We start from the raw sequence: 21818 nt of genomic DNA, 5'->3' as shown, positions 1-21818 counted from the left end.
ACTCGGCATACCCGCTGAAGCCACCCGCCGTGACCTCGATCCCGGCCGCATCCTCCGCGTTGCCGACGAGGCGATTGGCCAGCCGCAGCGCCCCCCGGTCGGCGGCCCCGCCGCGGCTGACGCCGAGCCGGGCATAGCCGGGGCGACCGAGGTCCTGCACCGACGCCAGCAGACCCGGCTCGACCACCCGGAAGCCGCGGCTCATGTCTGCACCGGGACGAAACGGACGCGGGCGCCGGGGGTGATGAGCGCCGGCTCGGTGCGCGTGAGATCCCACAGCGGCGCGCGTGTGGTGCCGATGAGTTGCCACCCGCCGGGGGAGGTGCGGGGATAGATGCCGCAGTATTCGCCGGCGAGCGCGACCGATCCGGCCGGCACGCTGACCCGCGGCTCGGCGTGCCTGGGCACCCGCAGCAGGTCGCCGCCGCCGACAAGATAGGGGAACCCCGGAGCGAAACCCACGAAGCCGCAACGCCATTCGGTCGCGGTATGCCGCGCGATCACCTCCTCCCGGTCCACGCCGAGGAGTTGCGCCACCGCGGCGAGGTCGGGACCGTCGTAGGCCAGGTCGATCTCGACGACTCGGCTCGCCGGCTCGACTCCCGTGGCCGTAGTCGAGAGGCGACGCACCTGTGCGGCAACGAAATCGGCGCTGGTACGGGTTGGGTCGAAGTGGATCAGCACACTCCGGGCGGCTGGGACCGTCTCGATCACTCCCGGGAGCGCGGTGGGGATCATGACGGCGTCGAGGGCGAGAGCGTCAACGAGCGAATCACATTCCACGAGAAGCGCTTCTGCGCCGCAGGGCAGGATCTCCATCTCACTCGGCGACGAAGGCGCGAATGGCGGCCCCAGCGGATTCGAGCGCGGCACGGACGTCGCGGGCCGTGGCGACCGCGTCCGGTGAGTCGCCGTGGACGCACAGGCTTTCCACCCTCATCGGGATCTCGCCCCCGGCGACGGTGTCGACCCGCTGGTCCATCGCCAGGCGCACCGCCCGTGCCGGACGCCCGGCCTCGGCGACGATGGCGCCGGATTCGTTGCGCGGCAGCAGGGTTCCGTCTGCGGTGTAAGCCCGGTCGACGAAACCCTCTGCGACAGCACGCAACCCGGCCTCGCCCGCCAGGGCGAGCAGGCGAGATCCGGGCAGCCCCAGGAGGTCGAGCTGACCGTCATACCGCTGCACGGCGGCGACCACCGCAGCGGCCTGCGCCTCGTGGTGCACGACCGCGTTGTACAGCGCCCCGTGGGGTTTGACGTAGGCGACCCGGGTGCCGGCGGCACGGGCGAAGGCCTCCAGCGCCCCGACCTGGTAGAGCACATCGGCCTCCAGGTCGGCGGGGTCGGTGTCGATGAACCGCCGCCCGAATCCTGCGAGATCGCGATAGGAGACCTGGGCGCCGATGGCCACGCCACGCTCGGCGGCGATGCGGCAGACCCGATCCATCGTCTGCGGATCCCCGGCGTGGTAGCCGCACGCGACATTGGCGCTCGTGATGACGTCGAGCAGGCCGGCGTCGTCCGTCAGCGTCCAGCGCCCGAAGCCCTCCCCGAGGTCGGCGTTGAGATCGATCGTGGTCACGGCACCATTGTCGCCGCACTCGAACGGGAACGGCCGGTCGCCCGCGAGCACGTACCCTTGACGGTGCTATGAGCCAGATGTATTACGACGTCCGCACCCACGGGTGCCAGATGAACGTCCACGACTCCGAGCGCCTGTCCGGCCTGCTCGAGTCGGCGGGCTATGTCGACATCGAGTCGCTGCCGGTGGGGGAGCGGCCCGAGGTCGCCGACGTCGTCGTCTTCAACACGTGCGCGGTCCGGGAGAACGCGGACAACAAGCTCTATGGCAATCTCGGCACCCTGCGTCAGGCGAAGCTGAAGAAGCCGGACCTGCAGATCGCCGTCGGCGGCTGCCTCGCGCAGAAGGACCGCGGCACCATCGTCAAACGTGCGCCATGGGTCGATGTCGTCTTCGGCACCCACAACATCGGCTCGCTGCCGGCCCTGCTGGACCGGGCCCGGCACAACAAGCAGGCCGAGGTGGAGATCCTCGAAGCTCTCGAGGTGTTCCCCTCGACGCTGCCGACGCGCCGCGACAGTGCGTATGCCGGCTGGGTGTCGATCTCGGTGGGCTGCAACAACACGTGCACCTTCTGCATCGTGCCGAGCCTGCGCGGCAAGGAGCAGGACCGTCGTCCCGGCGAGATCCTCGCGGAGATCGAAGCCCTTGTCTCCCAAGGGGTTATCGAGGTCACGCTGCTCGGCCAGAATGTCAACACCTACGGCGTCGAGTTCGGTGATCGGGGCGCCTTCGCCAAACTGCTGCGCGCGTGCGGCGACATCGAGGGCCTGGAGCGAGTGCGCTTCACCAGCCCCCACCCCGCCGCTTTCACCGAGGATGTCATCGAGGCGATGGCGTCGACGCCGAACGTTATGCCGCAATTGCACATGCCGCTGCAGTCCGGTTCGGATCGGGTGTTGAAGGCCATGCGCCGCAGCTATCGCAGCGAGAAGTTCCTCGGCATCCTCGACGCGGTCCGCGCCCAGATCCCGCACGCCGCCATCACGACCGACCTCATCGTGGGGTTCCCCGGTGAGACCGAGGCGGACTTCGCCGAGACCCTGCGCGTTGTCGAGGCATCCCGCTTCTCCTCGGCGTTCACCTTCCAGTACTCGATCCGCCCCGGCACGCCCGCGGCGACCATGCCCGACCAGATCCCCAAAGCCGTTGTGCAAGAACGTTTCGACCGCCTCATCGCCCTGCAGGAAGAGATCTCCTGGGCCGAGAATCGCACCCAGGAGGGCCGCGGCGTCGAGGTGCTCGTCGCGCCCGGTGAGGGCCGCAAGGACCAGGCGACCGCGCGTATGTCCGGCCGCGCCCGCGACAACCGTCTGGTGCATTTCGCGATCCCCGACGGTGCCGAGCGCGCTCGCCCCGGCGACCTCGTCGCCGTCGAGGTCACCTACGGCGCGCCCCACCACCTCATCGCGGACTCGGGTGTGCGGGGCGGGTTGTATGCCGTGCGCCGCACCTCTGGAGGGGACGCCTGGGCAGCGCTCGACGTGGCTGCGGCAGAGGGCGTTTCGGCCAAACCGGCGGTGTCCTTGGGCATGCCGTCGATCGGCGCCCCGCCGCCGGTGACGGCTCCGATCTGCGGTAGCTGACGCCCCTGGTGAAGCGCACCAGCCGGGGCCGGGCATATCGGACGACCGCCAAGCCACAGCGATGGCTCGTCTGTTCGGCGTCAGCGTGGACAACTTGCCGGCCGACAACTCGGAAAGGGGCACCTAGCCCGCGCCGTCGCGCCAGCAGATCGACCGGGCGTCTATGAGCCCTACCCTCCTCCCGGGGTCTTCATCATCGGACAGGATCGCTTCCGCCGGGGGCCGGCCGCTGACCGCCCGAGAAGTTGCGAGCCTGCGAGAATGGGTAGCGTGCCGACGTCAGACGATGTGCAGACCGGCGACCAACACCAGTGGCGCGACGACGCCAACCTGCTTGCCGAGATCGGACGCTGCGTGGACCTCAACGACGAACGCGCCACCGCGCGGCCGCACTCGTTTTGATCGGCGTCGCCATCTCGGAAAGGGATAGACGCGTCGGGGACCAGATCGGTGTCGACGTGGCGGCTGATCTGGTGGCGGCGGCGATCGAGGCTGCCGAGGGCTGACCGAGCGGAGGCAGGCCGGCAACGTTCACCGAGCCGCGGGCGCTAATTGGTCAGGCCGTCGCCCTCGCCGTCGGTGGCGTCGTTCCAGGCGTCGGTGGCCGCGTCGTTGGCGTCGGACCAGTCGCCCTGGACGTCGGCCTGGGCGTTGTCGACCGTGTCGCCCGCGGCGTCCTTGGTCGCATCCCAGGCGTTGCCGGCTGTGTCGGCGGCATTGTCGACCGCGTCGCCCGTGGCGTCGGCAGCGCCGCTCACGGCGTCCTTCGCGGAGTCGAGCACGTCGCTCGCCTTGTCCTTCATGTCATCGAGGAAACCCACGACACAACTCCTTGGTGGTTCGATGGGGTCCGCCTCGGTGCCGACCCCGGTAGCGCCATGTCTACACGCTCAGCACGCCTTGGCGTGACCTTAAGGGGAGGCCATTCCTCACCCTTTCGGGTGGCCGGACAAAGTGCCCAGTTCCGGGCATAAGAGAGCGGGCCCTGGTGCACCAGGGCCCGCTCGCGGCGTCGTGTGGGGCGACTACTCGCCGATGGCCTCGTCGGCCTTCTGGCCGGCTGCGTCGATCTGCTCGCCAAATTTGCCACCAGATGCGCTGTCGGCCACTTCGGTGGCCTTCGCGATGCCCTGGTCGCTGAGCTCTTCGACCTTGTCGGGGTTCTGGCTCACGAGGTCGTCGACCTTGCCCTTGACGTCGTCCAGCAAACCCATGCGTGACTCCTTCCGCCCGACTCACGATGCCGGCCGGCGATCGCGTAGGAACACTCTAGACAGGTGTCATGACCGTTGGCCATGCCTGGGGCCGGAGAAACTTCTGTGACTTCGCACGGCACGCGTGCCGGACAATGGTGACCATGTCCGTGCGCCCCATCACCATCACCGGAGAGCCGGTGCTGCACCGCCGGGCCGAGGTCGTCACCGACTTCGGCCCTGAGCTGCAGACTCTCATCGACGACATGCTCGAGACTCAGGCCGCCGCCCATGGCGCCGGGCTCGCTGCCCCGCAGGTGGGAGTCGGGCTGCGCGTCTTCACGTGGCACTTGGCCAACGAGGACGGCGTGCCCGAGATCGGCGTGATCGTCAATCCCTTCGTGCGCGCGACCCGTCCGCCCGACGGCGATCCGGACAAGCACGACGACGCCGAAGGCTGCCTGTCCGTGCCGGGCCTGCACTTCCCCCTCACACGCGGGGACCGCGCGGACGTCACGGGTGTCGACCGCAACGGCAACGAGCTGGCCTTCACGGCAACCGGCTGGTTCGCCCGGTGCATGCAGCACGAATACGACCACCTCAACGGTTTCCTCTATGTCGACCGGCTCGACGAGAAGTGGAAGAAGAAGGCGCGCAAGGCGATTCGCGGTGAGGGCTGGGGGGCCGCCGGCAAGACGTGGATGCCTGGTGTCGATCCCGATCCCTTCGGGCACGACAGCTGATGACGCCGGGCGGTATGCCGTCCGCGCACCCCGTCGTGGCCGTGGTCGGGGCGACGGCGACCGGGAAATCCGCGCTGGCGCTCGATCTCGCCGAGCGCATCGGCGCGGAGATCGTCAACGCCGACGCGATGCAGCTCTATCGCGGGATGGACATCGGCACGGCCAAGCTCCCGGTGGGGGAGCGGCGCGGCATACCGCACCACCAACTCGACATCCTCGACGTGACCGACGAGGCGAGCGTCGCTGTCTACCAACGGGAAAGCCGACGCGACCTCGACGGGATCAGCGAGCGGGGCGGCATACCCTTGCTTGTCGGTGGGAGCGGATTGTATGTCCGCGCCGCCCTCGACGCCCTCGACATCCCGCCCACGGATCCGGACGTGCGCGCGCGGTGGGAGGCGTATGCCGCGGCGCACGGTGCCGAGGCCGCGCATTCCGAACTGGCCAGAGTGGATCCCGTTGCGGCGCAGCAGATCCTACCGACCAATGTGCGGCGTATCGTCCGGGCCCTCGAGGTCAACGAGCTGACCGGCGGCCCATTCCTCGCGGCCCTGCCGCGGCGAACCTACCGCCGGGCAACGGTCATGGTCGGCCTACACCTGGAGCGCGACCGCCTCGACGAGCGGATCGGCCGGCGGACCGAGCAGATGTGGGCCGACGGACTGATCGACGAGGTCGAGCGGCTGGTTGCGGCCGGCCTGCGCGAGGGCAGGACCGCGCGCGCGGCCATCGGCTATCAACAAGCGCTGGCGCAACTGGACGGGAACCTTCGCGAGGATGAGGCGATCGCCGAGACGATCACGGCGACCCGGCGGCTGGTGCGTCGCCAGGAGAGCTGGTTCCGGCCGGATCCGCGCATCCACTGGATGCCGGCCGACGACCCCGGCCTGACCGACGCGGTGCTGCGGCTCCTGGATTCCGCGGCCACCTGAGCGATACGGGACAATGTCGCCATGTCGAGGACGGTGCGCTTCACCAAGGGTCATGGCACCCGCAACGACTTCGTGCTCCTCGACGACCGCGACGGGGAATTCGCCCTGACCGCAGCCATGGCAGCGGCCCTCGCGGACCGGCGATCCGGCATCGGCGGCGACGGGGTGATCCGGATCGCCCCGACGAGCAGCGCCCGTGAGGACGAGGTGCGCGCCCAAGCGGACGACGCCGCGTGGTTCATGGACTATCGCAATGCCGACGGCAGCGTGGCTGAGATGTGCGGCAACGGGGTTCGGGTCTTCGCGCTCTATCTGCGGCGCGAGGGACTCGCCCCGGCGGAGGGCTTCGGCGTGGCCACCCGCGGCGGCGTCAAGCGGGTGCGCTTCGGTGGCGATGACACCGTCATCGTCGACATGGGCAGCTGGCGTTATGAGGACGAGTCCGAGGCGGCCGACGGCATGGACGCCCTCGTCCACGTCGACGGCCACCAGCCGTTCTCCGCGCTGCGTCTCGATCTCGGGAATCCGCATACGGTCGTCGCCGTCCCGCCGTCCGTCGACCTCGACGAACTCGACCTCACGACGGCGCCGCAGGTCAACCCGAACCCGGTGGCCGGCACCAATGTCGAGTTCGTGAAACCGTTGGGGCGCGGGCATATTCGGATGCGCGTGCACGAGCGTGGAGTCGGCGAGACCGAGTCGTGCGGCACCGGCATCTGCGCCGCGGCCATCGCGACCCACCTGTGGGCCGGAGACCTCGACGGCCACGAGCCGTGGATCGTCGACGTCCCGGGCGGCCGGCTCCAGGTCCGGCTGTTGCCGGACAACCACGTCGAGCTCTCGGGGCCTGCCGTCCTCGTCGCCGACGGCACCGTGCAGATCTAGCCCTGCACGCGCAGGACCCGGAAGCCCTTGTCGCTGGCGTACCGGTCCACGGCGAAGTCCGGCCACTGCTTCGCGATCCATTTCTGCAGCGAGTCCGCGCCGAGCTGTTTCGCGACGACGAGGTATGCGGTGCCGCCCGGCGCAAGCCTCGGCAACCAGCTCTGGAGCAGCTCGTGCAGCGCGGCCTTGCCGATCCGGATCGGCGGGTTGGACCAGATCAGGTCGAAGCGCACATCTGCGGGGACCGCGTCGGGTGCAACCGCGCGAATCCACGACAGCCCGTGGCGAGAGGCGTTGCGGCGCAGCAGATCCAGCGCGCGCTCGTTGACGTCGACGCCATAGACGATCGCGCCAGGAGAGCGCAGCGCGAGAGTCAGGGCGATCGGGCCCCAGCCGCAGCCGAGGTCGAGGAAGGTGCCGACACCGGGCGGGTCCGGCACCTCGTTCAGCAGGACAGCCGTGCCTCGATCCACCCCGTCGGGGGAGAAAACCCCTGCTGCCACAACGACATTGATCGATTTGCCCGCGAGCGCCACGGATCGCTCACGCAGCTGTGCGGGGCTCGCCGGTTGTGCGGTGAAATAGTGCTCGACGTCGCCTGTCATGTGGATGTGCCTCTGCCTCGAGTCCTGTGCGCCCGATCAGCCTTGCTCGACGTCGTCGTCGACCCAGTCGAGCGCGCGGTGCACGGCCTTGGCCCACCCGCGCAGCAAACGGTCACGCTCGGCCGGCTCCATGCCGGCCGACCAGCGCCGGTCCTCCTGCCAGTTGGCGAGGATGTCGCCGGTCGATCCCCAATAGCCCACCGCGAGCCCGGCGGCATAGGCCGCACCCAGGGCCGTCGTCTCGGCCACCTTGGGCCGGATGACGTCGACGCCGAGGATGTCGGCCTGGAACTGCATCAGGGTGTCATTGGCCGTCATCCCGCCGTCGACCTTCAATTCTCGCAGCGGCACACCGGAATCGGCGTTCATCGCCTGCAGCACGTCATGGGTCTGGTATGCCGTGGACTCCAGGGCGGCGCGCGCGATGTGCCCCTTGGTGACGAACCGGGTCAGCCCGACGATCGCGCCGCGGGCGTCCGGGCGCCAGTAGGGCGCGAACAGGCCGGAGAAGGCCGGCACGAAGTAGGTTCCGCCGTTGTCCGCGACCGACAGGGCAAGGCCTTCGACCTCGGGTGCGGAGGGGATGAGGCCGAGGTTGTCGCGCAGCCACTGGATGAGGGAGCCGGTGACCGCGATGGACCCCTCCAGCGCATACACGGCCGGCTGGTCGCCCAGCTGATAACAGACGGTCGTCAGCAGCCCGTTGTCGGAGGCCACGATGTCGGTGCCGGTGTTGAGCAACATGAAATTGCCGGTGCCGTAAGTGTTCTTGGCGCTGCCGCGCTCCAGGCAGCCCTGGCCGAAGGTGGCGGCCTGCTGGTCGCCGAGGATGCCCGCGATCGGGACGCCGTCGAGGATGCCGGGGTGGCACTGCCCATACACCTCGCTGGAGGAGCGGATCTGAGGCAACATCCCCATCGGGACGCCGAGGGCCGCGCAGAGCGCCGGATCCCATTGCAGGGAGCGCAGATCCATCAAGAGGGTACGGCTGGCGTTCGTCACGTCCGTCAGGTGCAGACCGCCGTCGGGCCCGCCGGTGAGATTCCACAGGATCCAGGTGTCCATCGTCCCGAAGAGCAGTTCCCCGGCCTCGGCGCGCTCCCGCGCGCCGTCGACGTGATCGAGCAGCCAGCGGATCTTGGGCCCGGCGAAATAGGTGGCGAGCGGGAGACCGGTCTGCGCCGCATACCGCCGTGGGCCTGCGTCACCGGCCAGCTCCTCCACCAGCCGCCCTGTCCGGGTGTCCTGCCAGACAACCGCATTCGCGATCGGCCGCCCCGTCTCCTTCTCCCAAACCAAGGTGGTCTCGCGCTGGTTGGTGATGCCGACGGCGGCCACGGCCCCCCGGTTGACGTTCGCCTTGCCGAGCACCCCGCCGACCACCATCCGGGTGTTCTCCCAAATCTCCAGTCCGTCGTGCTCGACCCAGCCCGGGCGGGGGAAGATCTGCTCGTGCTCGCGCTGGTCGACCGCGACCACGCTGCCGGCGCGATCGAAGAGGATGGCACGGGTGCTCGTCGTCCCCTGGTCGATCGCCAGGATGTATGTGGCCTCGGTCACGAGTAGGCCCTCCGTCGCCTCGATCACGTCGTCTTGATCCGTCGGCACCCTAACCGTCTTGACACAATGCGGCCATGGCGACACCACCGCGGATGGATCCGTCCTATCGCGCCAAGGCCTGGACTCGGCTCGGGCAGCGCGAGTTCGACGTCCTCGTGATCGGCGGCGGGGTGACCGGCAGCGGTGCCGCCCTGGACGCGGCCACCCGAGGGCTCTCGGTCGCCCTGGTCGAACAGCGTGACTTCGCCTCCGGCACCTCCTCCCGCTCCAGCAAGCTCATGCACGGCGGCGTGCGCTATCTGGAGCAGATGGACTTCCAACTCGTCCGGGAGGCCCTCAAGGAGCGCGAACTCGCCCTGACCCGCCTCGCGCCGCACCTGGTCAAACCGGTCCCGATCCTCTACCCGCTCAGCCACCGCGGCTGGGAGCGGCCCTATGTCACCGCCGGGCTGACGCTGTACGACACCATGGGCGGCGCCCGCTCGGTCCCGGGGCACAAGCAGCTCAGCCGCAACGGCGCGTTGCGCCTGGTGCCCGCGTTGCGAAAGGACGCGCTCACCGGCGCGCTGCTCTACTACGACGGGCAGATGGACGACGCGCGGCACACCCTGACCGTCGCCCGCACGGCCGCGGCATACGGCGCCACGGTGCTCAACTCCGCCCAGGTGGTCGAGCTGACCAGGGCGGGGGAGCGGATCACCGGGGCCGTGGTCGAGGACATCGAGACCGGCGCCCGCACCACCGTCAAGGCGTCCGTCGTGGTCAACTGCACCGGCGTCTGGACCGACGCGATCCAGACCCTCGCCGGCGGCCGCGGCCGCTTCAACGTCCGGGCCTCCAAAGGCGTGCACATCGTCATCGCCCGCGACCGGATCAACTCCGAAGTGGGCCTGATCCTGCGCACCGAGACGTCGGTGCTCTTCGTCCTGCCCTGGGGCACGCACTGGATCATCGGCACCACGGACACCGACTGGACCTTCGACCTGGCCCACCCAGCGGCGAGTCAGGCAGACATCGATTACCTTCTCGAGCAAGTCAATTCGGTGCTCACCCACCCGGTGACCCACGCCGACATCCAGGGCGTGTATGCCGGGCTGCGGCCCCTGCTCTCCGGCGAGGACGAGCAGACCTCCCAGCTCTCCCGCGAACACGCTGTCGCCCGGCCCCAGCCCGGCCTGATCTCGATCGCCGGCGGCAAGTACACGACATACCGCGTCATGGCCGCCGACGCCATCGACGCCGCCCGCGAGGACATCGGCCCGGGCGTGGCCGACAGCGTCACCGAGCACATCCCGCTGCTCGGCGCCGACGGCTATCCCGCGCTGATGAACCAGATCGACCGCCTCTCCCGCAAGGTCGACCTGCCGGTATGGCGCCTCACGCACCTTCTCGGCCGCTACGGGTCCCTCGTCGACGAGGTCTTCGAACTCGCCGAGGGCGACCCGACGCTGTATGAGGCGGTGCCGGGCGCCGAGGAATACCTCAAGGTCGAGATCCTCTATGGCGTCACACACGAGGGTGCCCTGCACCTTGATGACCTGCTCGCCCGCCGCACCCGGGCTTCCATCGAAACCCTCTCTCGCGGAGTGGATTCGGCTCAGGCAGTGGCCGAGCTTGTGGCCCCGGTGTTGGGCTGGGACGAGGCGCGGACCGCCATGGAGGTGCAGTTGTATGCCCAGCGCGTCATGGCCGAACTCGAGAGCCAGCAGATGTCCGACGATCGCGAGGCCAACGCCGAGCGCACCTCCGCCCGCGACGCCCGCCTGAACATCACCGCCATGGTGCCCGACCCCGATCCCGAACTCTCCGACTGAGCCACCCCCCACCGTCGAGATGACGACTCGACCCGTCGAGATAGCAGTTCTTTCCCCTCGGAATGGCTATGGGCCAGGATGTACCTCGACGGGTACGTAACCACTTCGGTACATTAACAGGATGGAAGCGGCACTGCGAGCACTCGCGGACGAGAGCCGGCGCACCATGCTCGAGGCGCTCGCCGAGCGCCCGCGGACGGTCACCGAACTGGCCGACCTCCTCCCCATCGCCCGGCCGGGGGTCTCCAGGCACCTGCGCGTGCTGCGCGAGGCCGGGCTCGTCACCGTCGAGGCCGATGCGCAGCGGCGGATCTACCGCCTGCAACCCGACCCCCTCACCGAGGTGGAGGACTGGCTCACCACCTATCGGGCGAGGTGGGAGCAGCGGCTCGACGCACTGCATACCGAAATCGCCCGCGGCACACGCGACCGAAGGAGCACGCCATGACCCAAGCCAAGAACGACCGCGTCCTGGGGACCCTGCACCCCGATGGCGACAGCGGGTCGGTGCGCGTCCAGGACACCTACGACACCGGTATGGACGATCTTTGGTCGGCCCTGACCGAACCCGACTGGCTGGCCCGCTGGATCGGCACCGTCGACGGCGAGCTGCGCCTCGGTGGCGAGTTCCGCGCCGCCTTCTTCACCTCCGGGTGGGAGGGGGTCGGCCGGGTGCGCGAGTGCGACCCTCCCCATCACTTTCGCATCGAGACCTCGTCATCGTCGAGAGCGGCATCCCCGTGGCTCAGCTGGCGGCATACGGCGCGGGTGTGCAGATGCACGCCGAAGGCCTGGCTGCGCATGTTGCCGGCCGCGAACCTGTTCCGGCGCAACAGCGTTGGCGCGAATTGATACCACGCTACGAGGCGCTGTCGGTTTCACAGGATTAGGGCGATACCCGGCCGAGGTCCGCTGACCGCGAAACCCTCGGGGTACGCTCGCCCCAGACGCGGTCGCCACGGTCATGCGCCGCGTCCGGGAGGTGCGGTGGCGCAGATCTTGCCGATCGCCGGCGCACTCCTGCTCGGCGTGGCTCAGCTCGGCTTCATCGGAGCGTTGCGTCGCACAGCTCGCGTCCCCACCGCGGTCGCCCCGGCCGTTGCCGTGGCACTGCAACTGATCCTGGCCTTCGCATGCGGACTGGCCGGTGCCTTGTCGCTCGCCCCCTTCGTCATCGTCGGTGTGGGTGGTTTCCTGCTCGGGATCGAGGTCCGGCGTGGGCGCCAGGCTCTGCTCGGACACGTGATCGATCCGTCGGTGGTCGTCCTTGCCGTGCTCACCGCCGCTCTCGTATGGATCCTGCCCGGCGCCCGCCTGCTGCACTACGACAACTTCAGTCACTGGGGCCTGGTCGTCCGGTTCATGCTGCGTCAGGACCGTTTCCCCACCGCCACGGACACGATCGTGGGCTTCCACACCTACCCGCTCGGGACAGCGAGCTGGGAGTATGCCGTGGCTCGGCTCCTCGGTGGCCGAGAGTGGCAGATGATGCTCGCCCAGGGCTACATCCTGGCGACCGCGTGCGTCAGCATCCTCGCCCTCACGCCGCGTCGCCGGTGGGCGGGATTGGTCGGGGTGGCCGCACTCGTCGTTGCCTTCCTCCTGCACGGCCCGCGCCTGGACACCCTGCTCGTCGACAATGTGCTTGCCGCCTGGACCATCGTCGGGCTGGTGACGATTTCAGCATGTCGCGGCAACGTCGGCCGGGCGGCGTTCCCTCTCGCGGTGCTGTGTGCGGCGCTCGTCGCGACCAAGCAGACCGGCGTCTTCTGGGTGATCGTCCTGTGCCTGACGGGTCTGGTGCTGCGGGCCGCCTCACCGTGGCAGCGCGCCCTGTCGCTGCTCGCTCCCGCGCTCGGTGCCGGGCTGACCTGGGCGGCGTGGCGGCGGCATACGGCGACCGCGTTCGCGGGCCTGCCGGACAGCAAACACTCCTTCTCGAGGGAGCAAGTGCGCGAGATGCTCGCGGAGAAGACCCCCGAGGTGCGCGCGCAGATCCACGACCTCTTCCTCACCGCCGTCCGCGGCGATCAGTTGCTGTGGCTCGCTCTCGCCGGGCTCGCCCTCGCGCTGGCCGTCGCCGGACGAGTCCGGCACCGGCCGCGTCGCGCGGCGGTGGCGATGGGTGGGGCGGCGCTGGTGTCGGTGCTCTTCCTCGGCGGGCAGTATGCCGTCTACGTGCTGTCCATGCCGGCGCTGGAGGCCTTGCAGCTGGCAAGCTTCGACCGCTATCTGAGCACACTGCACCTCGTGCTGGCGGCGGCTGCGCTGATCGTCGGGGCGCATCTCGCCGAGCAGACGAGACCGTCCCGGTCGGCGGGCGCATTCGTGATGGGACTGGGCGGTGTGGTCTCCCTTCTCGTCACCTCCTGGCCGCGGCCGCTGTGGAGCCCGGTCGACGGGACCCTCCGGGACCGGGTGGAGAGCGCCTTCGCCACCGTGTCGGTGCCACCCGGCTCCGAGATCTGCCTCTACGGCGACCACCCGAGCGGATACCTGCGTTACCTCGTGCGCTACGTGAGTCTGGCGGACGATGTCGTGTCCACGCCCGTGCCGGATCGCGCCGGCGGGCCGATCCCTCCCGCTTGCGACTACGTAGCCGTCGTGGACCGTTCGCCGCGGGCCGCGGCATACCTGCGGGCGTCGGGATATCCCGTCACTGACACCGTGCCGGTGGTGATGCAGCGATGACCAACCCGCCCGGTCGCTCCACGTCGTCGAGCCGCGCGAGCGCGACGTACCCTCGATCATCAACTACCGCACCGTCGTCGCGCGCGTCGTCGCCTACTGCGCCTCGTCCGGATTGGCCGCCCTGGTCGACCTGACCGCTTTCGCCGTGATCATCGACGCCGGCTTCGGCGGCCGCTCCTACCTCGCCGCCGTGGCGACCGCGACAGTAGGCGCCCGAGCCATCTCCTCCGCCGTCAACTACGCCGTAAACCGGCATTTGGTGTTCGTCCGTCCCGGATCGGCGCTGCGCTACTTCGCGCTCGTGGCGGCGATCCTGGCGGCCTCCAGCCTGTGTACGACCGGCATGTCCGCGCTGTTGGCGGGGCACGTCGTGTGGGCGAAGGTGCTCGTCGACGGCGTGCTCTTCGTGATCGGCTATCAGGTCCAGCGGCGCTGGGTGTTCGGGCGCGAGTAGGGGGGCTGCGGCACGCGTGCCTAGGGAGCGTCAGCCGGGGCCGCCCGCCTCCTGCGACAAGTGGGGGAGGACCTCCTTCATCAGGCCGCCTGCGCCGGCCGGATCGCCGTGTCCGTTCTCGGCGTCCTCGATCCCTCGGGCGCCTTCGATCAGTTCGATCAAGACGGCGAGCTGGTCGGCGTCAGCGCCTCGGATCGTCATGCCCGCGGCCACGGCCTCGCGGGCGTTGTCGGCCGCCGTGCTCGTGCCCGCTATCGCCGCGGTGTCAGGTTCGGCGACGAGCTGGATCTTGGCGACGAGCTGGATCTTCCAGTCGGGTGCGGGGTGGGCAAGCAGCAGCATGGCCCGCTCGCCGGTTTCCGGTCTGTCTGCGGACCGGCCGGGATCCACCCGCGTCTCGGCGAGCGGGAGATCGGGGATGGGGAAGAGTTCGTCGCCGGCCCACGCCTCGCCGGCGCTCCAGATGATGCTCGTGGGCCGCACGGTCATCCCGGTCGCGGTCGACTCGTCGAGGACGTCGGCGATGACGATCTGGTCGACCTTGCTCAACACGGGCTGGGCGCGCGTGTCCTCTTTCTGGCAGCCGGTGAGCAGCGAAGCAGGCGCCGCGATGGCGGCGCCGATCACGACGCGGCGCGGCAGCACTGTCATACGACAACGGTAGGCAACCGGATCGGATCACGAGTGCCCGAATAACCAGGTGGCTCAGCGCGTTGGCATCGTGAGAACCTGGGAGAACGATGACTGAACCTCTTGACGATCTGCGCGGCGACGACGCCGACGACATCCTGGCCCGCCCTGCGGAGGCGCTGGCCGGCACGACATACGACCACGACGACCGCGACGGCGATCAGTTCGATCGCGAGGAGCGCGCGGCGCTGCAGCGCGTCGAAGGACTCTCGACGGAGCTCGAGGACATCACCGAGGTCGAGTACCGCCAGCTGCGGCTCGAACGGGTCGTCCTCGCCGGAGTCTGGACCGAGGGCGCCGCGGAAGACGCCGAGAACTCCCTGCGCGAGTTGGCCGCGCTCGCCGAGACGGCCGGATCGACCGTGCTCGCGGGGCTGATGCAGCGTCGGCAGCGCCCCGATCCCGGCACCTGGCTCGGCTCCGGCAAGGCACAGGAATTGCGCGACGTTGTCATCGCCGAAGGCGCCGACACGGTCGTGTGCGACTCCGAACTGGCGCCGTCCCAGCGCCGCGCGCTCGAGGACATCGTCAAGGTCAAGGTCATCGACCGGACCGCGCTGATCCTCGACATCTTCGCCCAGCACGCCAAGTCCCGCGAGGGCAAGGCGCAGGTCGAGCTGGCCCAGCTGCAATATCTCCTGCCGCGCCTGCGTGGCTGGGGTGAGTCGATGTCACGTCAGGCCGGTGGCCGGGTCGCCGGCGGGGAGGGCATCGGCTCCCGCGGCCCTGGTGAGACGAAGATCGAGCTCGACCGGCGCCGCATCAACTCGCGAATCGCGAAGTTGCGCAGGGATATCCGCGACATGAAGACCCACCGCGACACCAAGCGCCACTCCCGCAAGGCGCACGGCACGCCGAGCGTCGCCATCGCCGGATACACCAACGCCGGCAAGTCCTCGATCCTGAACCGCCTCACCGGCGCGGGCGTTCTCGTCGAGAACCAGCTCTTCGCCACCCTCGACACCACCGTCCGCCGCGCCGAGACCCCGGACGGCCGCGAATTCACCCTCACCGACACCGTCGGGTTCGTCCGGCAGCTGCCGCACGAGTTGATCGACGCCTTCCGCTCCACTTTGGAGGAGGTGGCCGATGCCGACCTGCTGCTGCACGTCGTCGACGGGTCCCACCCCGACCCCGAGGGGCAGATCAGCGCGGTGCGTGCGGTTCTCGCTGATGTGGACGCGGCGGATGTCAAGGAGGTCATCGTCGTCAACAAGGCCGATATCGCCGATCCCGAGGTCGTCGACCGGATCCTGCGGCACGAGAAGCACGCCATCGCCGTCTCTGCTCACACGGGCGCCGGCATCGCCGAACTCATCGAGCTGATCGCCGACGAACTGCCCCGCCCGTCCGTGCGCGTCGTCGCCACTGTCCCGTATGCCCGTGGCGACCTGATGTCTCGGATCCACGAGTCGGGCGAGATCGCCGAGACCGAGCACCGCGAGGACGGGACATATGTCGTGGCCCTCGTCGGCCCCGATCTCGCCGCCGACTTGGCCGCCTTCGCCTCCTGACGAACCCACCACCACGCCACCGTCGAGAGTGCGCGACACGGGGTCTGATGCTCCTATTGCGTGTCAATAGGAGCATCTCGATGCAGGTGAATCCGCCCCGTTCTTTACGGCGTGTCGTGCGCTCGCGACGGGGATGAGGGGGTGGGGCGGGGTCAGGGCGTGAGAGGGTTGATGACCGGGACGCCGGCGACGACGAACGGCCCGGTGTCCCGGGACGCCACGGTGAGGCCGTTCGCGTCCGCGATGGCGGCGATGAGAGCGTCGAAGTCGCCGAGGCCGCGGCCGCGCTGCCGAGCGCGTGCACGGATGCGGGCGTAAGCCTTGGCGGCCAGTTCGTCGAACGCGAGGATCCGGCCGTGAAACAACGGCATGACCTCGCCCTCGAAGCGCTCGCTCAGGATTCGCCGGCGCCTGCCCGCCGGGAGGGCGGCGATTCCGAACCGCATCTCCGCGATGGTGATCGTCGAGAGGTAGAGGGTCTCGTGGACTTGTGCGTCCAGCCACTGCACCGCCCGCGAATCAGGTTGTGGCCGTAGTGGTTCGGAGACGACATTGGTGTCGAGCAGAATCATGCGAAGTCGAGCGGCTCGCGCGCCGTCCGGTCGCGCTCGATCTCCAACTCGATGCCTCCGGCCTGCGCGCCGATCTCCGCGAGCAAGGAGCCCAATCCACGCGCCTCAGCGGGAGCGACCGCAGCATCGATGATCGCTCGGACTTCGGCTTCCGCACTCCGGCCGTTGCGCTTGGCCCGCGCCTTCAGGGCGTTGTGTGTGGCGTCCGAGAGATTGCGAATGGTCATGGCCGGCATCGGAACCCCCAAGGATCTTGATATCAATCAAGAGTCGATGATATCACTCGCCATCGAAAGGCACGTCTTGCCGTAAAGGGGCGGGATGGCCGCGGTCAGGGGAAGACGCGTTGCCGGGAGGCGATCAAGACCCCGAGGAGGAGCAACAGGGCGCCGCCGGCGGCGAAGGCGGGGGAGAGTTCGACCCTCTCGGTCGTCAGGACGATGTTCTTGGGGACATCGGCGAGACTCTCGGACAACTCCGCGCTGTTGGTCGCCGGGGAGTATGTCGCGCCGGTCGCCTTGGCCACACCCTCGAGCGTCGGCTCGTCGACGACGAGGAACTGGGCGGCGTTGCCGCGGCCGTATGCGCCGCCCTCGGAGTAGGCGTCGGCGCCGAGCTGATCGCGGGTGCACACCATCTGGGTGGGCTGCGTGGTGCCGAAACCGATGGGGTAGACCCGGATTCCGCGTTTCGCCGCCACGGCAGCGGCATCCATCGGCAGCACCCCGCGGGTGTTCGCGCCGTCCGTCAAGAGGACGACGACGTCGGCGATGGGTTCGGTCGTCGGCGGCTTGACGGTGCTCAGGTCGGGTGCGGGCAACGGGAACTGCTGCTCCTCCGGCGGCTCGGGCGCCTCGTCGGGGCCCACCGGGGCGACCTTGGGGTTGATGCTGGCGATCGCGTCGACCGAACGCAGGATGGCCGCGCCGATGGCCGTGCCACGTCCGGTCGGCAGCGCGTCCAGGGTCGCCTCGAGCTGGCCGCGGTCCGTGGACGGCGGTGACACCATTTCGGCATAGCCCGCGAAGGCGATCAGCCCGATGCGGGTGTCCGGATCCTGGGCCGCCACGAACTCGCGCAGTGCCTTCTTGGCCGCGCTGAACCGGTTCGGGTCGACGTCGACCGAGCACATCGAACGGGACACATCGAGCGCGACGATGATCGAGGTCCGGTTCTGTGGCACCGTCATCGCCATCGTCGGGCGGGCCGCCCCGACGCCCAGCGCCGTCAATCCGAGCAGCATCGCCGCCAGCGGCAGGTGTCGCGTCCAGTGACGTCGCCGCGCGCCGACCGCCGCCCGCACGAGCGACACATTGGAGTGCTGAATGGCCGCGGCGCGGCGCCGGCGTTGGGCCCAGACATAGAGGATGAGCAGGATGGGAACGAGCGTGAGGAGCATCAGCGCCGCAGGCCACGTGAACGTCATGAGGCGATCACCCGCCCGGAGCGCACGAGCGACAACCCCATCGCCGCTGCCGCCAGCAGGGCGGCGGCGATCATGAAATACGGTGCGAGACCGCTCAATTCACGGCGTGGCTTGTCGACCAGCTCGATGCTGTCGTAGATCTCGGTCAAGGCAGCGGCATCCTGGGCCGGGTGATAGACCCCGTCCGCCGTCTTGGCGATCTCGGTCAACACGGCCGCGTCGAGCGCGGTCTGCTGAGTCACCCCGTTGACCGTCACCTCGGTGCCTTCGGCGCTGCCTAGGCCGACCGTGTCGATCCGCACGCCGGCAACCGACGCGAGCCGGGCCATGGCGAGCGGATCGACATCCGACTGGTCCTGCCCGTCCGAGAGCAGGATGATCGAGGCCTCGCCGTGATAGCCGATGTCGATGCTCTCGGGATCCTCGGCCAGCTTCTCGGGATCGGCCCGCAGCCGGCCGTCGGTGATCGCCTGCAGCGCGGCGAAGATGCCCTGCCCCAAAGAGGTGCCACCGTGCGGGGCCATCCGGTCGATCGCCTGGCTCACCGTCGCCGGGTCGTCGCTCGGCTGCTGGGTGACGATTCCGGTGTCGGAGAAGGCGACAAGGCCGATCCGCACCGACGACGGTTGCTTCGCGACGAAGGCCTTGGCCGCTGTCTTGGCCGCTGTCAGCCGGTCCGGTTCGAGGTCCTCGGCGCGCATGCTGTTGGAGACGTCGAAGGCGAGGATCACCGTGCCTTCCGGTTTGGTGATCGTCAGCACGGACGCCGGTGCCGCAGCCGCGACGATGAGAGTGCCGAGCGAGGCGAGCAGCAGGCCGGGGGCGACGTGTCGCCAGCGGCTGGTCTCGACGCTCCCGACCTGGCGAAGCCCCGTGCGGGCCAACGCTTCCCGGCCCCGTCGGGCCCGACCCCATTGGGAGCGATAGGTCAGTACCAGCAGCGGCAGGACGATCAGGGCGCACAGCGCGAGCGGGATCTCGAAGGTCATCGCCGAGCCAGCTTCCGTCTCGTCGCCATCCGCACGAACGCCCCGCCGAGGTCCTCCGCAGTGGAGACGGTATGCAGCGTGATCCCCGCCGAGCGGACCGCGGCGGTGAGCGCTCGCTGCTGCTCGTCGGCGAGTTCGCGCATCCGGGACCGGAACCCGTCGTCGCTGGTGTCGACGAGCACCTGTTCGCCGGTCTCGTTGTCCTGCAACGAAATGATCCCCACGTCGGGCAACTCCGACTCGAGTGGATCGGTGATCTGGACGACGACGACATCGTGCCGCTCGGCGAGCTGGCACAGCGGACGCTCCCACCCGGGCGCTGAGATGAAGTCGGAGACGACGATGACGAGCGAACGCTGCCGGATGACCCCCACGCCGGCACGCAAGAGCGCCGCGAGATCCGTCGTGGCCGTCGAATGCGGCTGCCGAGAGAGCACCTCGTGAACCAGCCGCAGCGACTGCACGCGCCCGCTGCGGGGCGGGATCGTCACCAACGGGCCGTCGTCGAACACGATCGCACCCACCTTGTTGCCGCCGCGCCCGAAAAGGTGCGCGAAGCAGGCCACGAGCTCGACCAGCACGTCGTCCTTGCCCCGCTCCGAGGGACCGAACGCCATGGACGAGGACCGGTCGAGGAGCAGCCAGGCCGTCAGATCGCGATCCTCGGCATAGTCACGGACATACGGTGTGTCCATCCGGGCCGTGACATTCCAGTCGATCCGGCGCAGGTCGTCACCGGGGACGTATTCCCGCAACTCCTGGAAATCGATGCCCTCACCGCGAAAGAGCGTGGCGAAGTCGCCCTGCAACGCCCCGTCGAGGCGGCGCAGGACGGTCCACTCGATCCGCTGCAGCAGGGCAGCGGGAGTCAGGTGCGGGTCTGCTGCCATTGCACCTGCTCACGATCGGGGACGCGAGCCTGGATGTCCGGCAGGGGGACGGCGGCGATGATCGAACGCACGATGTCGTCCGGATCGACATTGTCGGCCAGCGCCTCATAGGACAGCACGAGCCGGTGGCGCAGCACGTCGAGCGCCAGGTCGCGGGCATCCTCCGGGATCGCGTACTCGCGCCCGCGCAGGAACGCCAACGCCCGCGCGGCGAGCACCATATTGATCGACGCACGGGGACTGGCACCGAAAGTCACCAGCCGGGTCAGATCGGGCAGCCCGACGAGAGCCGGGCTGCGCGTCGCGCCGGCGAGGCGCACCGCATACTGGATGATCCCCGGGTCGACATAGATCGCGTCGGCGGCCTCCTGCAGCCGCGCCAGCTGGTCGGGCTCCATCACCTTCTGCGTCTTCTCGCCGATGCCCATCATCCGCTCGACGACGACGAACTCCTCAGGGGCAGAGGGATATCCGACCTTGACCTTCATCATGAACCGGTCGACCTGCGCCTCCGGCAACGGGTAGGTGCCCTCGGACTCGATGGGGTTCTGGGTCGCCATGACGAGGAACGGCTTGGGCGACGGATAGGTCTCGCGGCCGATCGTCACCTGCCGCTCCTGCATGACCTCCAGCAACGCGGACTGCACCTTGGCCGGGGCCCGGTTGATCTCGTCGGCGAGGACGAGATTGGCGAAGACCGGGCCGAGCGAGACCTGGAACTCCCCGCTCTGCTGGTTGTAGATCCGCGTGCCGACGACATCGGCCGGCACGAGGTCTGGGGTGAACTGGATACGCTGGAAGACTCCGCCGATCGCCTCGGCGAGCGCCTTGATCGCCAGCGTCTTGGCCAGGCCCGGGACACCTTCGACGAGCAGGTGCCCGCGCGCCAGCAGCGCAACGATCATCTTCTGCAACAACTCGTCCTGCCCGACGATCGTCTTCTTGACCTCATAGAGGGTCTGTTCCAGCGGGCGGGCGGTGAGGCGGTCGCTCGAGGGACTGTCCACGCGGGTCTCCGGTTCTGTCATGTCGGCTTCGGTCGGGTCACATCGGGGCCGCGCCGACGGAGCCGCCGGCGGCCGTGATCGGCACGGCGAATCCGATGCCGACGAAGAACGATTGGTCAGAGGGGTTGGCGAGCGCGGTGACGACACCGACGACCCGGCCCGCGTCATCGAGGAGAGGCCCGCCCGAGTTGCCGGGGTTGACGGCGGTGTCGAACTGGATCAGGTCCTTCAGGGTCACCGAACCGGCGTCGATATTGCGGCCGAGGGCCGAGATGACGCCGGAGGAGAAGGAGAAGGTCAGGCCCAGCGGATTGCCGGCGGCATGCACCGGGGTGCCGACCGGCCCGGGCTCGCCCAAGGTGGCGGGCACGAGGACCTCGGGCAGCCGGGCGGGGGTCAAGGTCGCCAGGTCCTTTTCCGGCTCCTGGCCGGCCACCTTCCCGGTCGTCTTGGTGCCGTCGGCGAAGGTCAGCTCGATCGTGGAGGCGCCGTCGATGACGTGGTATGCCGTCAGGATCGTCCCGTTGGCATTGGCGACGAAGCCGGTGCCCAGGCCGTTCTTGCCGCGGGTGCGGATGACCACGAGGGAGGGATGGATCTTTTCGTATGCCGCGACCGCCGCCGGCGGCCGGCTCGCCTGTTCCTTCGTGGCCTGCTCGACGAGCGGGCTGGCAGCGGCCCGCGC

The 21818-nt window shown here is 69.2% G+C and carries 25 protein-coding genes and 1 pseudogene; 11 read left to right on the top strand and 15 right to left on the bottom strand.

From position 1 onward, the window contains the following. From BN11_RS02215 to BN11_RS02205, 3 genes and pseudogenes are all read right to left on the bottom strand, one after another. Positions 1-205, bottom strand: a pseudogene (locus BN11_RS02215) (hypothetical protein); the annotation flags it as partial. After that, positions 202-819: a 5-oxoprolinase subunit B family protein gene (locus BN11_RS02210; protein WP_048693899.1), complete on the bottom strand. Its 618-nt coding sequence runs from the start codon at positions 817-819 to the stop codon at positions 202-204. The gene BN11_RS02210 and the pseudogene BN11_RS02215, both read right to left, overlap by 4 nt. Position 820: 1 nt before the next feature. Then, positions 821-1582, bottom strand: coding sequence for a LamB/YcsF family protein (locus tag BN11_RS02205; protein WP_048700619.1), 762 nt, complete (start codon positions 1580-1582; stop codon positions 821-823). A 68-nt stretch (positions 1583-1650) separates the two neighbouring features. Here BN11_RS02205 and miaB point away from each other — a divergent pair, with 68 nt between their 5' ends. Continuing rightward, positions 1651-3168, top strand: a complete 1518-nt coding sequence (miaB, locus tag BN11_RS02200; RefSeq protein WP_048693896.1) for a tRNA (N6-isopentenyl adenosine(37)-C2)-methylthiotransferase MiaB — start codon at positions 1651-1653, stop codon at positions 3166-3168. Positions 3169-3438: 270 nt separating this feature from the next. After that, complete coding sequence (locus BN11_RS25555) at positions 3439-3570, top strand: hypothetical protein (protein WP_268807068.1); 132 nt, start codon at positions 3439-3441, stop codon at positions 3568-3570. 146 nt (positions 3571-3716) lie between these two features. Here BN11_RS25555 and BN11_RS02195 read toward each other — a convergent pair whose 3' ends face one another. Together BN11_RS02195 and BN11_RS02190 are read right to left on the bottom strand one after the other, a co-directional pair. Beyond that, positions 3717-3989, bottom strand: coding sequence for a hypothetical protein (locus BN11_RS02195; RefSeq protein WP_048693892.1), 273 nt, complete (start codon positions 3987-3989; stop codon positions 3717-3719). A gap of 204 nt (positions 3990-4193) precedes the next feature. Further along, positions 4194-4382 carry an antitoxin gene (locus BN11_RS02190; protein WP_048693889.1) on the bottom strand — a complete coding sequence of 63 codons (189 nt, stop codon included), beginning with the start codon at positions 4380-4382 and terminating at the stop codon, positions 4194-4196. 143 nt (positions 4383-4525) lie between these two features. Between BN11_RS02190 and def the strand changes: the two genes are divergently transcribed. Genes def through dapF form a run of 3 tightly spaced genes read left to right on the top strand, consistent with a single transcriptional unit; the run spans position 4526 to position 6921 of the window. Continuing rightward, positions 4526-5104, top strand: a complete 579-nt coding sequence (def, locus tag BN11_RS02185) for a peptide deformylase (protein WP_048700617.1) — start codon at positions 4526-4528, stop codon at positions 5102-5104. 14 nt (positions 5105-5118) lie between these two features. Then, complete coding sequence (miaA, locus tag BN11_RS02180) at positions 5119-6036, top strand: tRNA (adenosine(37)-N6)-dimethylallyltransferase MiaA (protein ID WP_048700614.1); 918 nt, start codon at positions 5119-5121, stop codon at positions 6034-6036. A gap of 21 nt (positions 6037-6057) precedes the next feature. Beyond that, positions 6058-6921 (top strand): diaminopimelate epimerase, encoded by an 864-nt coding sequence (gene dapF, locus BN11_RS02175; protein WP_048693885.1) that lies wholly within the window; start codon positions 6058-6060, stop codon positions 6919-6921. On the opposite strand, the gene BN11_RS02170 is transcribed toward dapF, so the two are convergent. Together BN11_RS02170 and glpK are read right to left on the bottom strand one after the other, a co-directional pair. After that, positions 6918-7526 (bottom strand): class I SAM-dependent methyltransferase, encoded by a 609-nt coding sequence (locus BN11_RS02170; RefSeq protein WP_048693880.1) that lies wholly within the window; start codon positions 7524-7526, stop codon positions 6918-6920. The two genes, dapF and BN11_RS02170, sit on opposite strands and share 4 nt — an antisense overlap. 36 nt (positions 7527-7562) lie before the next feature. After that, entirely contained in the window at positions 7563-9086 is a 1524-nt protein-coding gene (gene glpK / locus BN11_RS02165; protein ID WP_048700612.1) for a glycerol kinase GlpK, read from the bottom strand. A 74-nt stretch (positions 9087-9160) separates the two neighbouring features. On the opposite strand from glpK, the gene BN11_RS02160 reads away from it, so the two are divergent. The 5 genes from BN11_RS02160 (at position 9161) to BN11_RS02140 (ending at position 14045) form a co-directional block, all read left to right on the top strand. Then, positions 9161-10900 (top strand): glycerol-3-phosphate dehydrogenase/oxidase, encoded by a 1740-nt coding sequence (locus BN11_RS02160; RefSeq protein ID WP_048693876.1) that lies wholly within the window; start codon positions 9161-9163, stop codon positions 10898-10900. A 121-nt stretch (positions 10901-11021) separates the two neighbouring features. Continuing rightward, positions 11022-11348, top strand: a complete 327-nt coding sequence (locus BN11_RS02155) for an ArsR/SmtB family transcription factor (RefSeq protein ID WP_048693871.1) — start codon at positions 11022-11024, stop codon at positions 11346-11348. Further along, on the top strand, positions 11345-11752 hold the full coding sequence (locus tag BN11_RS02150) for an SRPBCC domain-containing protein (protein WP_048693869.1): 408 nt from the start codon (positions 11345-11347) through the stop codon (positions 11750-11752). The genes BN11_RS02155 and BN11_RS02150 overlap by 4 nt, the downstream gene beginning before the upstream one ends. 135 nt (positions 11753-11887) lie before the next feature. Further along, positions 11888-13591 carry a hypothetical protein gene (locus BN11_RS02145; protein WP_048693867.1) on the top strand — a complete coding sequence of 568 codons (1704 nt, stop codon included), beginning with the start codon at positions 11888-11890 and terminating at the stop codon, positions 13589-13591. 55 nt (positions 13592-13646) lie between these two features. Next, complete coding sequence (locus tag BN11_RS02140) at positions 13647-14045, top strand: GtrA family protein (protein ID WP_083433458.1); 399 nt, start codon at positions 13647-13649, stop codon at positions 14043-14045. Between the two features lie 30 nt (positions 14046-14075). Here the strand turns inward: BN11_RS02140 and BN11_RS02135 are convergent, their stop codons facing one another. Further along, positions 14076-14696 (bottom strand): hypothetical protein, encoded by a 621-nt coding sequence (locus BN11_RS02135; RefSeq protein ID WP_048693862.1) that lies wholly within the window; start codon positions 14694-14696, stop codon positions 14076-14078. Positions 14697-14785: 89 nt separating this feature from the next. Here BN11_RS02135 and hflX point away from each other — a divergent pair, with 89 nt between their 5' ends. Further along, positions 14786-16249 carry a GTPase HflX gene (gene hflX / locus BN11_RS02130; RefSeq protein WP_048693859.1) on the top strand — a complete coding sequence of 488 codons (1464 nt, stop codon included), beginning with the start codon at positions 14786-14788 and terminating at the stop codon, positions 16247-16249. A 152-nt stretch (positions 16250-16401) separates the two neighbouring features. Here hflX and BN11_RS02125 read toward each other — a convergent pair whose 3' ends face one another. The 7 genes from BN11_RS02125 to BN11_RS02095 all read right to left on the bottom strand — a co-directional run. Next, positions 16402-16821 (bottom strand): PIN domain-containing protein, encoded by a 420-nt coding sequence (locus BN11_RS02125; protein ID WP_048693855.1) that lies wholly within the window; start codon positions 16819-16821, stop codon positions 16402-16404. Beyond that, complete coding sequence (locus BN11_RS02120) at positions 16818-17048, bottom strand: FitA-like ribbon-helix-helix domain-containing protein (protein WP_235435327.1); 231 nt, start codon at positions 17046-17048, stop codon at positions 16818-16820. Before BN11_RS02120 ends, BN11_RS02125 begins: the two co-directional genes overlap by 4 nt. A 104-nt stretch (positions 17049-17152) precedes the next feature. After that, the gene (locus BN11_RS02115; protein WP_048693847.1) at positions 17153-18247 is read right to left on the bottom strand and encodes a VWA domain-containing protein; all 1095 of its coding nucleotides are present in this window, start codon (positions 18245-18247) and stop codon (positions 17153-17155) included. Next, positions 18244-19236 carry a VWA domain-containing protein gene (locus tag BN11_RS02110; protein WP_048693844.1) on the bottom strand — a complete coding sequence of 331 codons (993 nt, stop codon included), beginning with the start codon at positions 19234-19236 and terminating at the stop codon, positions 18244-18246. Before BN11_RS02110 ends, BN11_RS02115 begins: the two co-directional genes overlap by 4 nt. Further along, positions 19233-20126, bottom strand: a complete 894-nt coding sequence (locus BN11_RS02105; protein ID WP_048693841.1) for a DUF58 domain-containing protein — start codon at positions 20124-20126, stop codon at positions 19233-19235. The genes BN11_RS02110 and BN11_RS02105 overlap by 4 nt, the downstream gene beginning before the upstream one ends. Next, positions 20105-21154 carry an AAA family ATPase gene (locus tag BN11_RS02100; protein WP_048693838.1) on the bottom strand — a complete coding sequence of 350 codons (1050 nt, stop codon included), beginning with the start codon at positions 21152-21154 and terminating at the stop codon, positions 20105-20107. The genes BN11_RS02105 and BN11_RS02100 overlap by 22 nt, the downstream gene beginning before the upstream one ends. A gap of 16 nt (positions 21155-21170) precedes the next feature. After that, the coding region (locus BN11_RS02095; RefSeq protein ID WP_053083971.1) for a S1C family serine protease at positions 21171-21818 on the bottom strand (648 nt) is incomplete at its 5' end.

The organism is Nostocoides australiense Ben110, from assembly GCF_001050535.1.
Lineage (GTDB): Bacteria > Actinomycetota > Actinomycetes > Actinomycetales > Dermatophilaceae > Nostocoides_A > Nostocoides_A australiense.
The sequence above is the reverse complement of the archived record's forward strand: the minus strand, read 5'-3'. Positions and strand labels throughout refer to the sequence as shown.